The 14,926-nt window shown below is 35.9% G+C and carries 17 protein-coding genes; all 17 read left to right on the forward strand.

Annotated features, from left to right (window positions below; all coding sequences use genetic code 11):
* The first annotated feature begins 11 nt into the window (after nt 1–11).
* The 17 genes from MTZ49_RS07185 to MTZ49_RS07265 all read left to right on the forward strand — a co-directional run bounded on the left by MTZ49_RS07185 (nt 12) and on the right by MTZ49_RS07265 (nt 14,916).
* The gene (locus MTZ49_RS07185; RefSeq protein ID WP_264747658.1) at nt 12–941 is read left to right on the forward strand and encodes a hypothetical protein; all 930 of its coding nucleotides are present in this window, start codon (nt 12–14) and stop codon (nt 939–941) included.
* A gap of 213 nt (nt 942–1,154) precedes the next feature.
* A complete protein-coding gene (locus tag MTZ49_RS07190) occupies nt 1,155–2,039 on the forward strand; it encodes a DUF6731 family protein (protein ID WP_201091101.1) in 885 nt (294 codons plus the stop codon).
* Entirely contained in the window at nt 2,005–2,454 is a 450-nt protein-coding gene (locus MTZ49_RS07195; RefSeq protein ID WP_201091100.1) for a hypothetical protein, read from the forward strand. Before MTZ49_RS07190 ends, MTZ49_RS07195 begins: the two co-directional genes overlap by 35 nt.
* Before the next feature lie 398 nt (nt 2,455–2,852).
* Nucleotides 2,853–3,962 (forward strand): DUF4043 family protein, encoded by a 1,110-nt coding sequence (locus MTZ49_RS07200; protein WP_264747659.1) that lies wholly within the window; start codon nt 2,853–2,855, stop codon nt 3,960–3,962.
* Nucleotides 3,962–4,393 carry a hypothetical protein gene (locus tag MTZ49_RS07205; protein WP_264747660.1) on the forward strand — a complete coding sequence of 144 codons (432 nt, stop codon included), beginning with the start codon at nt 3,962–3,964 and terminating at the stop codon, nt 4,391–4,393. Before MTZ49_RS07200 ends, MTZ49_RS07205 begins: the two co-directional genes overlap by 1 nt.
* Nucleotides 4,394–4,398: 5 nt before the next feature.
* Nucleotides 4,399–4,770 carry a hypothetical protein gene (locus MTZ49_RS07210; RefSeq protein ID WP_264747661.1) on the forward strand — a complete coding sequence of 124 codons (372 nt, stop codon included), beginning with the start codon at nt 4,399–4,401 and terminating at the stop codon, nt 4,768–4,770.
* A complete protein-coding gene (locus MTZ49_RS07215) occupies nt 4,770–5,408 on the forward strand; it encodes a hypothetical protein (RefSeq protein WP_264747662.1) in 639 nt (212 codons plus the stop codon). Before MTZ49_RS07210 ends, MTZ49_RS07215 begins: the two co-directional genes overlap by 1 nt.
* Entirely contained in the window at nt 5,396–6,577 is a 1,182-nt protein-coding gene (locus tag MTZ49_RS07220; RefSeq protein ID WP_264747663.1) for a hypothetical protein, read from the forward strand. Before MTZ49_RS07215 ends, MTZ49_RS07220 begins: the two co-directional genes overlap by 13 nt.
* Entirely contained in the window at nt 6,571–7,074 is a 504-nt protein-coding gene (locus MTZ49_RS07225) for a hypothetical protein (protein WP_264747664.1), read from the forward strand. The genes MTZ49_RS07220 and MTZ49_RS07225 overlap by 7 nt, the downstream gene beginning before the upstream one ends.
* A gap of 9 nt (nt 7,075–7,083) precedes the next feature.
* Nucleotides 7,084–7,521 carry a hypothetical protein gene (locus MTZ49_RS07230; protein WP_264747665.1) on the forward strand — a complete coding sequence of 146 codons (438 nt, stop codon included), beginning with the start codon at nt 7,084–7,086 and terminating at the stop codon, nt 7,519–7,521.
* Entirely contained in the window at nt 7,518–9,281 is a 1,764-nt protein-coding gene (locus MTZ49_RS07235) for a hypothetical protein (RefSeq protein ID WP_264747666.1), read from the forward strand. The genes MTZ49_RS07230 and MTZ49_RS07235 overlap by 4 nt, the downstream gene beginning before the upstream one ends.
* 4 nt (nt 9,282–9,285) lie before the next feature.
* On the forward strand, nt 9,286–10,245 hold the full coding sequence (locus MTZ49_RS07240; RefSeq protein WP_264747667.1) for a hypothetical protein: 960 nt from the start codon (nt 9,286–9,288) through the stop codon (nt 10,243–10,245).
* Entirely contained in the window at nt 10,238–11,284 is a 1,047-nt protein-coding gene (locus MTZ49_RS07245; RefSeq protein ID WP_264747668.1) for a hypothetical protein, read from the forward strand. The genes MTZ49_RS07240 and MTZ49_RS07245 overlap by 8 nt, the downstream gene beginning before the upstream one ends.
* Entirely contained in the window at nt 11,277–13,322 is a 2,046-nt protein-coding gene (locus MTZ49_RS07250; RefSeq protein ID WP_264747669.1) for a hypothetical protein, read from the forward strand. The genes MTZ49_RS07245 and MTZ49_RS07250 overlap by 8 nt, the downstream gene beginning before the upstream one ends.
* Nucleotides 13,323–13,367: 45 nt before the next feature.
* A complete protein-coding gene (locus MTZ49_RS07255; RefSeq protein WP_264747670.1) occupies nt 13,368–13,940 on the forward strand; it encodes a hypothetical protein in 573 nt (190 codons plus the stop codon).
* Nucleotides 13,937–14,392, forward strand: a complete 456-nt coding sequence (locus MTZ49_RS07260; protein WP_264747671.1) for a hypothetical protein — start codon at nt 13,937–13,939, stop codon at nt 14,390–14,392. Before MTZ49_RS07255 ends, MTZ49_RS07260 begins: the two co-directional genes overlap by 4 nt.
* An 11-nt stretch (nt 14,393–14,403) precedes the next feature.
* Nucleotides 14,404–14,916, forward strand: a complete 513-nt coding sequence (locus MTZ49_RS07265) for a hypothetical protein (RefSeq protein ID WP_264747672.1) — start codon at nt 14,404–14,406, stop codon at nt 14,914–14,916.
* The last annotated feature ends 10 nt before the right edge of the window (nt 14,917–14,926 follow it).

Raw genomic sequence — 14,926 nt, forward strand, 5'->3', positions numbered from 1 at the left:
AGAGTAATACTATGTCAAATGAAGCAATAAATACGATCAACGATGATTTACCTTATGATCCTGATGCAGATGAAGTGACTAATGAAGAAATAGTAACAGATGAACCAGAGACCAATAAAGAAACAGTAGATAAATCAACAGAAGAAATAACTGATGAACAACAAGAAGAGGTCAAGGAAACAGCCAATCAGCCTCCTAAATCAGTGCCTTATCAGCGATTCCAACAAAAAGTACATGAAGCGAATGAACTTAGTCAAAAGTACCGTGAATTAGAATTAGAGCTTGCTCGTTTACAAGGTGCCGCTTCTGCACAAACTAAACAACAAGCAGAACCACCTAAAGAACCAGAGCTTAATATTAAGCAACTAAGACGTGATTACTATGAAGCAATGGCAATAGGTGATGATGATAAAGCACTGGAAATCCAAGAACAAATAGACACTTACCATGATAAACTCACTGAAGAAAAGACATTAAAAATAGCTGAAAAGGTTATCAAAGAAAGGGAAGAGGCCAAACAGAAGGAACAGCAGCAACTTACTCAAGCCGAAAATAAAAAATATGCTAATGAGTTTTTAGAAAAGTATGATTATCTAAATGATGAATCAGCTAACTTTGATCCTGATGCGTTTGAAGTATTTAGTGCCTTCTTTAAATCATCCATTGAAAGTGGTAATAAAACCTTTAAAGAAAGTTTAGATTATGCTGTTAGTAAAGTAGAAACATTAACTAATCGGCAAACTACTCAACCAGTACAGAAAAAACCAACTTTAACCAAGGAACAAGTTGAAGAACAGTTAGTACGTGCTAATAAAGCTACACCACAAATCTCCAAAAAAGGCACATCAGGTAAAGATATAATTGTTGACCCTGCTGATATGTCAGAAGAAGAGTATGAAAAGTTTAGAGATAATGGTGGGAGGTTTGATTTTGAAAGTTAATAATAGAAAGGCTAGTTTAGTTATTTCTTATTTAATTGAATAATCTATTGGTCAGAATTTAAATCATTTGTCCTGATATAGTAAAAGGTGAGTTTAATATTATACTTTAGTCTAATAATGGTGGCAATATGCCTTCTTTTATTGATGGTTATTAGTATATAAGTTATTTTAACCTTATATAAAATAGTTATTAATTATCAAAAGGAAATGGTTATGTCTGATCCATTACAGAAGCGAAAATATACAATTGATTTTTTCCAGATTACAATTATGCCAACTGCTGAAATAAATGAAGTGGAAAGTGGCTTTGAGATGATGATGGATGATCAAATAGACTCAACTTTGACGACATCTAACTATTTATATGATCTTTGGGGTGTAAAAAAAAGAACTAGGCCTGTTTCAATTGCTGGAGAGTTCAGAAAGTTTAGAAAACAAGATCTTGAATATGGGTTACCTAAGAATGAAGGGCAACCCCTTGATCTAGGAGAAAATGGATTAATTGAAAAGAATTGCTTTGTATATTATCCAGAAAATCAAATTTTAGGATGGTGCAGAAATGGAAATGCTTGTACTACTAAAAGATTAGAGACTTTCCTACAGGAGAAATGGGGTACGGATGTGTCAATTATACCTGTAATTAGAGCGGATGCAATTAAACGACTGTTGAGCGGAAATTCTATTTTAAAAAGAATAGAAATTACTGTTCCAAAACCAACAAATCCAGACATGATTCCAAGTAATGATTTTTCTGCCCAAACTCTACAAATGCTTAATAGTTCAGATGCAGATAGTATGTATGTTGAAATGAGAATTGATGGAAGAAAGGGAAATAGCAATAAGTCCCTAAAAGATAATTTAAAATTTGCAGTTAGAGAGCTTTTTGAGATGGGGGCAACTAAGGCAAAAGCTGTAGTTGACGAAAATGGAGCTATTTATCCAATAGACTTGATTGCTGATAGAGTTTACTCTATTCAAGAAATTGAAACAAATGGAAATCCTCCTTCTGGTACCATTCATAAAGTGATTGATTCAGCAATGAACGAATGTAGAGAATCCATAAATGAATATTTTGGAACGGGTGATAAAAAACTTTAGAAGAATATTTTGCTCAACACAGAGCTTTATATCATTATTGGTTGTGCATAGTTATATTTGGTTTTGTTTAAATATTAATCCAACTCGTCTTTTTGAAGTTAATAATATTGTAATTAATTTAAGTAGCGTGCTTCTCGGATTTTTAATTACTTCGATAGCTATTTTGACAGCAATAATGGATAGAAAGTTAATTGCAAATATGAGAAAAACAGGGCATTTTAAAAACCTGATGACCGAAGCTTTCATAGCATCAGGATTATTGTTATGTTTAATCATTATGGGTGTAATAAATTTGTTTATTAGTGAATCTTATTTGTATTGTACTATGGGAATACTAATATATTTTTTATCTCTAAGCTTTTTATATGTGTTAGTTTTAGGAAGGATATTTTATAAAGTCATTATTATAGTTTAACTATTTTTATACTTAATTTTAAGGAATGAGGTATTTAATTAATATTTGCAATACATAATAGCTACTTTTTTTGTAAATTTAAGTATACCCAACTTCAAACGTGGTGTTTTCTTATAAGCAAAAAATTATATGATAATACTTGACAACTAATAAAAAGGACATAACTTAATTAGCATGGATAGAGGAAGTTTACTATATTTATTTCTATTCGATAGTCTATAACTTATCCTCTATCCATATCCTTCGCTTTAATAATTAAGCTCGCTCACTAAGAATAGTGTTCTTCGTCTGCTGGACGTAAAACAGGTATGCGCCGACAGCATTTAAAGGTCGTTTCTTCGTCATTGGACGTTAAATCAAAGACATTGAAACTAAATTTAAATATTGGAGATTTTATTATGGCGGAAACCTCTTTTGCCGAACAGCAATCCAAGCAAAAAATAGCTTGGTGTAAAGACATTTGGTATGAAGCTAAAAAACAATCAGAACTACCTAAGTTTTTAGGTAAAGGTGCAAAGGCTGTATTTACCTATGTCACTGAACTTACTCAAACTAAGCAAGGTGCTAAAGCTATCTTTCAATTATTAGCTCCTCTCATGAAAGATGGGGTAGCTGGTGATAATCAGTTAGTGGGCAATGAAGAAGAAATGACTGCCCATGACCAAGAAATTACCCTAGATCGTTTAAGTCATGCAGTTAAAAATGTAGGTCGTATGGATGACCAGCGTGGCAATATTCAATTTGCTAAAGTGGCTAATCCACAACTCTCTGAATGGTTAGCTGATCGTGTAGATCAACTAGCCTTTTTAACCTTATTAGGTATCAGTTATGACTACAACCTAGATGGTTCTAAGCGTAATGATCCTACCTTCCAACAATTAGCCTTTGCTAAAGATGTCAAAGCACCTTCTGAAAATCGTTATCGTGTTTGGTCAGGTGGCAAACTTGTAAAAGCGGGGAATAACGTACTAACTGCAACTGATACGCCTAATCATAAAATGCTTACCGACATGATTACAATGGCTAAGCGTCACAATATCAAGCCATTAATTGTCAGTGGTAAAAAGCACTACATCATCTTTATGGATGCTACTGCTATTGGGGAACTAAAAAAAGACCCTGATTTTATGAAGTCTATTATCAATGCCTCTGAACGTGGCAAAAATAACCCTTGGTTTACGGGTGCTATCGTTACCCATGATGGTGCAGTAATTCACGAAACCGAACGAGTCTTTAATACTTTACATGCTCCAGCAGGTGAGAAATGGGGCGCAGATAGTAAAGTCAACGGTGTGCGTATAGGTTTAGCAGGCTGTCAGGCAGTAGCTTTTGCCCGTATTGGTGATGGTACTTGGGATACTGAGAAATTTAACTATGGTAACCAAATTGGTGTAGCACATGGTCGTATTATTGGCTTCCTAAAACCCACATTCCCTTCTAGCTACTCAGGTACGGTAGAAGACTTTGGTGTACTCACTGTTGATTGTGCAATACCAGGAGATGACTAATGAACAGACAACCAAGTAACAAGCCAGATAAGCCATTTATCACTAAACATTCACGTCATCAATACAGTGGTAGCACCGTTATTGAATTATACCCTAGTGATTTTTCAGTACGTACAGAACGTTATGCTTTAGCTCTTCATCCCGACACCATTATTACAGGTGGACATTTTATTGTAGAAGAAGCATTTGATAGTGGCACTATCAAGATTGGTGATGATGAAACAGCTGATTGTTATCTAGCTGATACACCACTTAATACAGTAACTGTTAAGCCATTATTAGTGACAGGCAAAGTAACCCATGTATTAAATCAAATCAAACTAACCCTTGATGCTGTTTTATCTGGTGATAAGGGTAAAGCCATCTTAATTGTTGACCATGTAGGTGTAGGTAAATCCAACTGGACTATCAATAACGTTAATAAGGAATAAATAAAATGAGTTATGCAACCATTACTGTATTACCACCAGTGGGTAAAGAAAAAGTAGTTATTTGTTTGGAATCAGGGCATTCAGCACTTATTGCAAAGAAAGGCGGCAAGGGAACAGATATTAGCTCACGCTTCCAGCAAAAAGCAGCACTGATGGGCTGTATTATCAGAAACATGGTAGAAGTCAAACAAGAAGAAAAACCTGCTAAAGATCAGGTAATTACTTCGATTATAGAAGCCATTAAAAAATTACAACCTGATGAGTACAGTGCTGGCTATCCTAACCTTGAGGCTGTGATTAAACAAGCTGGCTTTAAAGTGAGTCAATCACAACTCACCAAAGCATGGACTGCCTTTCAACAAGAGGCTGTGCAGTAATGCTAGTGTGTGAACTCATTAAAATCTATCGTGAAGAAGAGAAGGATAAAATACCTAGTTATTTCACTAGCGACTTTATGCTTATTACCTATCTTAATGATGCGCTTAATGAGTTTGCTAAAAAAACCATGTCATTCTATGACACCAGCAGTCCATTAACACAAGTCTATGTACCTAAAGAACAACATCTTTTACCTTTTGATCAACGTATTTTAGAGATCAAACAGGCCATCGTTAGAGAAACAGGGGATAATCTTCGTATTATCTCTGCTAATGTAGCTGATCCTACCCCCTATTCATTATTACTGAATAGCGAAGCAGGGGAAATGATCCTAACCAAAAAATATCATTATCCTGTCAATATCTATCTAAGAGTCATTAGAAAACCACTTAAACGACTAACTTTAGAAGATATTAACCAAATAATACCTGATATTAATGAAGAAGATTATCGTGTATTACTACATTACATTAAATATCTAGCCTTTAGTGTGGCTGATGCTGACATATTTGATCCTAATCGAGCCGCTACTAACTTAGCTTTATTTGAACAAAAATGCCAACAAATTAAAGATCAAAATTTACGTAGACGTTCAGCTATTCAACCTATAGCTATGGAGTGGATATGGAACGTGTAATTAATTGGTCGTTAGGATCAAATAATGTGACAGCCATTGAACGATTACCAGATGGCTTTGTACGAAGCATTGTTAATTTAGATGCTGGTGATCTGCTTAGTTTGCGTACTGGCTTTGAAAAAGTATTAGCAGGACAAAATATCAGAGCGTTATTTAGCATTGGCAATGATTTAATCATTGTCGATAGTGATCAGCTAATTTGTTTTGATACATTAACAGGTACTTCAGATACATTAATTAATGTGCCTGAGAATGGAACTGTAGCTGGTACGTTATTTAACGAGCAGCTTTATCTTATTATTGCCAACCAATCTTATCGGATTAAAGGCCGAGTAGTTAAGCAATGGATAATTGCTAATCCTAAAGTTAATTTATCTATTGGTAAAGGTAATTTACAGGGTGGACGCTATAAGCTAGCAGTGACTAGCAATGGTGAAGAGGGCGAGGAGTCAGGGGCAGATATTTATTTTATAGATGTACCTGATAATAGCTCTATTCAAATTAACAGTAACATTAGAAGCAACGTTTACGCCACTGAACAAAATTCAGAGATTCTATATTACCAAGGTCTTGCTGATGATAGTTATACCATTCTTAACATTGAATCAGATACTAAACGTCTTGCTACTGGCAATATGTATCCCTTCCCTTATGTCACCAACCTAGTTAATTATCATGGTGTGATTATTGGTAGTATCGACAACTATCTGTATTTCTCAGCTCCTTTTATGCCTCATTTAATTAGAGCAGAAAGAGGATTCTTACAATACCCTGCACCCATTAGCATTATTGCGCCTGTAGCTGATGGTATCTATGTAGTAGCTGATAAAACCTACTTTATAGCCAACCTCGAAAACGACCAAATAAACCAAGTCAAAGTATCTGATACAGATGCAATCAAAGGTACATATACCCCATTACCTGATGGGCGTGCTGCTTGGTTCTGTCGTTATGGACAAGTAATAGCTGGCATGAGTGGTGAATTAGCAACACCCAACAAAGGTATCTACGCACCTGAAGTTAAACAAACAGGCGCAGCAGGGTACTTAGAACATAACGGACGACAACTCATCGTCAATTCATTAGATAAAAATAGTCATGCTAATAATAACCTTGCCATTGGTGATTATTGGGAAATTGAAATAGATGGCGAGGTATGCACATGTTAGATCGTATTGTATTAGATGGCTTTGTATGGCAATCAACCGTCTACGACAAACAAGGCAATATTGTAGACCAATGGGAAGAACATAACCTGATCCCCAATGAAGGCGTTGCTTTTTTAATGCGTTCTCCTTTTGGTGATGCGCAACCTGTAAGCAATTTTTATTGTGGTATTTTTAAAGGTAACTATCTACCTACTGCCGCCTCTAAAGCCACAGATATTCCCAATATAGGTGAAGTGACGAGTTATCAAGAAGTGAGCAGACCTTTATGGAACAAAGTATTTGATGGCAGCAATACCTTTTCCAATAGTAGCAATCCAGCCATATTTACCTTTACTGAAGAACAAACCATTAACGGTTACTTCTTAGTATCCAGCGATATTAAAGGATCTAGTAATGGCATTTTATTATCCATTGCAAGGTTATCTACGCCAAAAACCGTTTCAGAAGAACTAAAGGTTAAAACCAGACTTTCTTATTTATCAGGCACAAGTTTATAAGGTGACACTATGATTAAAATTTCAAAAGCATTAGCACTGCAAATAGGTGGTACATCCTCATTAAAAGAGGCTATCGACAATACTGTATTACGCCTCTTTGCAGGTAATGTACCAGACACCGCAGATGACTCCATTGGATCAGCCACTATGCTAGTAGAGATCAGGGCTGCTGATGGTTCACCGCTTCAATTTGAAGTAGACTCATTAGGGCGAGTGATTAAAAGCACCAATCAACAATGGAATGGCACAGCCACTAATACAGGGCGTGCAACGTTTTATAGATTGGTAAAAGAATCTGATACTAACGGTATAGCGACAACCGAAGTCAGAATACAGGGAACAGTCAGTGATATGGGCGCAGACTTAACCATTACCAATCCTGATATTACTACAGGGGCAATTATACCTATTGGATCAGGCGGTTATTACTTCCCAACAACTGCATGAACAAATTAATTAAAACAGGTATTTATTCCTATATTCCTGAAATACCTGCTGAAGCTGGTAGACCTGCTTTTTGCAGAGTGGAATATAAGCTACATACAGAAATGGTCTTTGAAAATGGTACGGTACACTTTGTATCAGAGTATCGACCAGAAACCGTATGCTATCCAGCAATACCTAGCAAACCAGCAGTACCTTCCCAAGAGTCTGTTAAACCCATGACAGGCTGGAACGCTGGTGCAGTGAGTGTAGTGAGTTTTGCGGATAATTGCCAATTCTCTTTTAATGTGCCACAGAACTTTGTAGGCATTATTGGCGGTTTATCTGATGGTAAAAACACAAGAAGTTATTACCATGTAGCACATGGCTTTTTATTTAAAGTGGATGAACTAGACGGAAACCTACATACCTACATTATTGAATCAGGTGTTATAAAGCAAACGGTTAATATAGAGCTAATGTATCAACCGCGCTTTATGATTAGGGCATTATCAGGCGAGATAAGTTACTTTGCTGAAATAGACGGAGAACTTGAAGTAGTCTATAAAAGCAATAGCACCATAACGGGCAATATCTTTGCAGAATCTACCCTCTATATGATTAATGATTTTGTTGATAATCCTGAATTTATCAGCATTGATAATAATCTCGCTATCGCCAAAATAACAATGGCTGGTGGTTTTACTAATATTGATAGCAACTTACTTAATGGCGTGATGTCAGCATTAACAGGCGAGTTAGAGGTAGGTAACTACTTTTTTAATCCACTTTATTTAAAGGATAATTTCTTTCAAGAATTTTATTGTGGTTTTGAATCAGCTATACCTATACAAACAGAATCCTTTATTAGTGACACATCACCACAAATACAGACAGGTGTTTTTCTTGGCATGATGCCAGCTCTTAATCAACTACCTATACTAGCTATTAATGGTGGTGTAGCTGATTTAGCTTTAACACCTATTCCTATCCACAACATGATCATGTCAGATAGGAAATACTATGCTGAGTTTATAAACCAATTACCACTACCAACGGGATCATTTACCAGCAGTGACGAGACAGGCGACACCATAGACCTACAAGAATATATCGTTATTAATACCGAACAAACGATCGACAGCATAACCGTTCTATTATTTACTGAAACGATTGAAATACAAGATAGCATAGAAGTAGCTTTAATCTTTACTATTGAGGGCAATGAATCAATTTATATTAATGAACACATTGATTTTGCCACCACCTTACAACTCCTGTTTGAAGAAAAAATCAAATTAATTAGCCAAGCTTCACCACAGGATACTAAAAATTACCAGTATGCAGTCAATGTCGCCAATTTCGCGTTATCTTTGTATGACAACTTTGATTTTACCTCCTTTGCTAATTGTAATGGTGTTACCTATGGCATTAAGTCAGATGGCCTCTATCGCCTATCAGGTATTACTGATAATGGACAACTAATCAACGCTGAACTAGATATAGGCGCAAAAGATTGGGGAGTACCTAATGTTAAACGTGTTTCCTCTGCTTATCTTGGTATTCGTAGTGATGGTGATGTGTATTTAAAAGTCGTGGTAGATGATAAGCACACTAATGTATACCGCTTTGAAGATACACAAAGTCAAAGGCGTACCTTTATGGCCAAAGGGGTAGCAGGGCGATATTGGCGCATGAACTTAGTATTAGAAGATATAACGTATGCAGAAATAGATAGCCTTGAATTTGAAGTGGGTCTATCACAAAGACGAATAAGGCGGTAATAAAATGGCAGTAACAGTAGATACAGTTCTACAAAGTAACATGAAGACTGTTAGTGAAGGCATCAGTCAAGCCAGACAAACAGCAAGCAGAATACGATTCTCAGATTATTTAGGTAATGTTAGCAAACATAACCTAGACTATCAATTTAACAAGCCTTATATACCACCACCATCTTTATCATTAGATGATCTGATTCCGGATGGATTGGATAATGATTTTATTAAATGGCTAGATACCGAAGCTGAAAAACTAATTGATAAATACTTTCCACTGCTGAAATGTTGTCTTAGAACATTACCTGAAGAATGGTTATGCAAAGTGATTTCAGGTGAAGATCCTTATGGCAACAGTGAACAAATGTTTAGGGCAGTGTGGAATCAGGCAAGGGATAACGCTTATAAAACAGCACAGATAGAGAAAAATCAAATCTATGCTGAATTTTCTAGTCGTGGTTTTACTCTTCCTATGGGCGCAATGGTAGCAGCTATTCAACAGACAGAAGAAAATGCTAGTGATACTATTTCAGCAGCCAATAAAGAAATCATGATCAATGAGATCAATGTCAAACTCGATTTACTCAAATTTGCAGTAGAACAGGCGATTAATCTAAAAATTGCCCTCTTAAAAGCAATGGCAGATTTCTATAAATTATTTATGGATATGCCTAACTACCAAACCAGAATAGCTGAAGCCAAAGCCAATATCTATAATGCTTACTACAGAGCATTAGGCAGCTACTATGATAATGAACTGGGTTTTGAGCGTTTAAAACTAACGGCTGCCACCGCCCAATTGGATGCTGGTAATACCTACGAAAAACTAAAAATAGAGGCGTATCGTCCTGATCCTTCCTTTAATCCAGCCGTAGCCAGAGCAGCAGAGTCTTTTGCACAAATAGCTGCTGCTGCCTCCAATGCCAACTCTATTCTTGTGGCACAAATGGAGACAGTTTCCGATGATTAGGCCAGTAGAATTATCGTTATTTTTTTCAAAAAAGATACATGATCAATTATTATTATTGTTATTAACAGACCCTTTCAACGGTGCGATTCTCAAAATGGGTATTGTTGAAAGAATTATCTTAGATTTTGCTCATACGCCCTATGATACAGTAGTGAGTGGTGAACCATACCCAAAATATAATAGTACATACAGTTATACTTTTGTTATCCATGACGATTATCTACATTTTATGTGTTTTGACTATGGTGGTGCAGGAACGATAACGGATAAATATAAAGCAAGAATTAACTGGATTACTGATAATGATATAACTATTGGGGCTTATAAAAACTCAATCGTACACGCTAAACATAGCAAAGGATTCAATACCTCTTCTATTTGTGGTATCCCTAATTTATATGGATACTTTAAAACAAATCGAATAGATAAAACTTTATCTTTAGAGGATGTTAATAATAATGTTATTCGCTATATCTTACCTGATGAATATTATCCTCAAAGTTATTTTAATGCAGTTATTACAGATACAGGTATGCAGCTGGCATTATTTACTTTTAAAGACAATGGCGATGGTATCTTATTAGATAACCAAAAGATTAATAGTGATGGTTTAAAAGACAATGAACAATTTACTTATGCAGGACAACAAATTTTTAAAGGGTTGATACCTTTTGAAAGTACTGATTACTTAAATATTATCTACCCTGCTAATGAATGGGCTATAAAACAAAATACCAGTGGCTATATTGCTACTGTTAAAAATATGGGCTTTCGTAGAAGTTTAGTATTACCTGTTAATGAAGAAAGCTGTTATGTGTTATGGAATGGTAGAAATCCTACTTCATGGGATAGACAACTATTTTTTATTAATCAGTCAGACAAAACTGAGCTAACCAAGCCTGATTTGCCAAGCCTATACCCTGAGTTGGGCATTAATTATTTTGGTTCAGCAGCCCACCAATCGTATGAAATTTACTACGATACCACCAATGGCTTTTGGAAAGAGTTCGTGTATTCAGAGGAACTGATAGATGAGTAAATACTTACATTCGTTATCTATCGCCTCAGTCAGTGGTCAAAAATATGCTTCCTATTTTAAAAACAGGGCTAAAACATTAGATTATAGTAATGCTCTGTCCATGAATCATTTTTATAAAGGCTATATAGGGAAAAGCATAAAATCAGGACAATTTATTAATACCAAAGTGATTGATAGCAATGTATGTTTAGTTGGCATACTGGCTACCTTTAACGAGGTTCAGTGGTTACAACAACAGGCAGAAACCCATGTAATAGAACTAAATACAGGGCGTGATGTGTTTAACCCCAATGTAAAAAATAAAATAAAAGAAGGGTCTATAAAAATCAAAAGAGAACCTAAAAAATTAGGTTATTTATATTACTCTTTGGGTAGTGAAAGCAGTGAAAAACCCTATGTTGAATATAGGGCTTCAGCAGTAGAACGATCTATTATTTCAGTCAGTGAAAACATCAGATATAAAGATAATAATACAGGCTCACTAGATGGCTGGAATGATGCTGATAGCTGGCCTGATGGTTACAAAGGTGCAAAACGCTCAAGGTGTTGGAGTTATTTTTTTATTGAAAGAGGCATTGCAAGAAAAGAACTAAAAGGCAATGGCTACTTGGGTAATTTAGCGATGACAATTTTTGAAAACTCAAATACATTAAAACAGCTAGATGCATCAATCTGTCAAAGAAAGCCAAGAGGAGGGGCAACATTACCCTATATTGCTATTGGTGGTAGTTATGCTATGGCCTACAACTCACTGAGAATTATGGGAGGTGTTTGTTTCTGTGAAAATCCCAACCCTGAGATACTACAAGAAACATCGACCAGTATTACCTACAAAGATTATTATGCTGGTTATGGACAAGCGGCGTTGTTTATTTTTGTACTGAATACAAGAAATGGCTCATATACACCTATAAGACTACAGGTAACACCGACTAACTCTTCAGAAGAAGCATTTTTTTATTTAGAAAAATATGAAGAAAATGCTGATAAATGGCGTGATGCGGCATCATTGATAAGCGTACCACCAAAAGAGGGGGGTAAATGGCTTGGCTATTTACCTAATCTACTAGGGCAGCCATTAGTAGTAGGCACGAGCAAAGGTATTGCTATTTATATCTCAGGTGTTCGTAGTCACTATAGTGAAAGAACAAGTACGAGTGGTGGTGGAACCTATAATGTTTATGACTCACAAACGGCAGTGCTAAGAGTTTATTTTAAACTACGTGAAGATGGTGCATTAGCCTTTGAAGAAGCCAAAGTGATTGAACATGATGCTTCTGGTAACTCACAGACGAGTAAAAAGTTTGGCGGTACTGATGGTGCATTCTGGAATATATACCATACCCTTTGGGCTGATACAGTTGGCGATAAAGAAATTGTATTAGTGTCTAATACTCGACACAAAAGATATGATGAAGCGGCGGCAAACTATGCAGGGGAAAGTTCCATAGAAGATATGAATGATCCTGATACCAATTTGGAAACCTTCTTCCATCTCTATATTGATGGAAAAATATATAAATTTGATACTGCAAAATTAAAGTTTGGGGCAAACTTAATCTCAGAAAATGATACTACCTATCGTCACCATAAATATTTTTGGCTTTATGCAGATATTTTTCCTATAACATGGGGTAGAAAATACGGCACAGTGATGAGTGATACGGAAGTATTATTTTGTTTTAGGTCTTACCCCAAGCATGAAGAAAATCTACTGGTTAAATTTGATATTGAAACACAGACCTTTGAAGTCCTCAAAAGGACACCTAAAGCAGATGGTGATATTGTGGCTACCTGCTACCAAAAGAAAGTAACCGACAAGGATGGCAAGGAAATCATCCCAGCAGGGATTATCTACAGAGTAGGAACACAGGGAAAAAGTGGCAAAGTTTATATTTCTAAAGACTCAGCTAAAACCTTTACTAAAATTATAGACAGTCCTTATACCGCAGGGGGAGGACTGTATTTTTTAGGCAATGAGTTCTATGCAATCAATTATAGTAATGCTTTTGCAGACAATAATAACAAAAAATCTTGACAAGACCACAAAGGGACATAATTTTATCCTTAAAAGAGGATAGTTATGACACAACCAATAGAGATAACCATACAACAAGGTAAAACCTTTAATTATGGATTTAAACTAGCTGATAACGAAATAGTTTATAGATCTATTTCAGAACTTATTAATAAAGTACCTGTGCAACTTTTAGTAGAAGATCATAGCATTCCTGATAATTGGCCTGTGACTATTAGCTGTGTCAAAAATCCTTTTGAGTTAAATACAGAATGCCCTGTAATAGCTACGGTTATAGATAAAGATATTATTGAAATCAACCAAATGACAGTCTGTTGCAAACGTCCTTACTCAGGAAGCGGCATGATTTCTTACTATAAACCTTATGACTTAACAGGATTTACAGCAAGAGCAACCATTAGACCCCATATCAACAGTAAAGAAATATTTTATCAATGGGATCAGGTTATTGTAGATGCTCAAAACCATTTAATTATCTTACAAATTCCTGCGGAAGTAACAGCAACGTTTTGTTGGTGTAATGCTATCTATGATGTAGAGGCCACAGCTCCATCAGGTGAAGTGTTATCAGTAGTTAGTCCAAGTGGCGTAACTATTGAGCCAGAGGTCACGCGATGAAAGTAATTGATGCAGATAACAGCTCTCAAATCGTGGTTAATAATACAGTCACAAAACAGCCACACATTGTCATGGCTGGTATTAGAGGGGCAGCAGGTAAAGACGGTAGCGGCGAAGTATTAACCGCTACCGCAGGGGTAAATATCTCAGCTTTAAAAGTAGTCTATGTAAAAACAGGTAAGGCTTATCAACTCGATAGTTCAGACAGTGACAATATCTTCTTTATTGCAGGTATAGCAGTAACTGGAGCTATGCAAAATAATCCTATAAAAATTAAAAGACAGGGTGAACTAACAGACCAGTCATTTAACTTTACATTAGGCAGAGTTTATTTAGGGGTAGAGGGTACATTGACTCAAACACCTTTAAATAAAGGTTATTGTGTACTTATTGGTACAGCAATAGCAGACAAAACAATTTTATTAAATATCCAAGACCCCATTGAATTATAGGTAGGTAGATTATGGCAGTGCAAAAGATTTTAACATTAGTAAATGGTGTACGTAAGTTAGTGAGTGCAATTACGATCAGTACAGGTGCGGCTGATGCAGGAAAAATCCCAGCGTTAGACAGTGAAGGTAAACTGGATGTTTCAATGCTACCAGATACTACCGAAACACCTGATATTATTATGGCAAGTGAAGCGATTAGTGCAGGATCATTTGTTAATATCTTCGAGGATAGTGGTACAGCCTCTATTCGGATGGCGGATAACTCTAATAGTCGTCCAGTGGATGGATTTATTAAAGAAGCTGTCGCTTCAGGTGAGACAGTAGCCGTTTATCCACTAGGTACTGTTAATGCTGCATTATCAGGATTAACCATTGGTTCACGCTATTATTTAGGTACAACAGGACAAATTGTTACTACGCCTTTAGACCCTAACACTAATGATGGGAAAATTCATCAATATATTGGTAAAGCAAAATCTGCTACCGAATTAATGACCATTCAAGAAGATTATACACAACTATAAGGTGCTTATT

This window comes from Entomomonas sp. E2T0 (genome assembly GCF_025985425.1).
Taxonomy (GTDB): Bacteria; Pseudomonadota; Gammaproteobacteria; order Pseudomonadales; family Pseudomonadaceae; genus Entomomonas.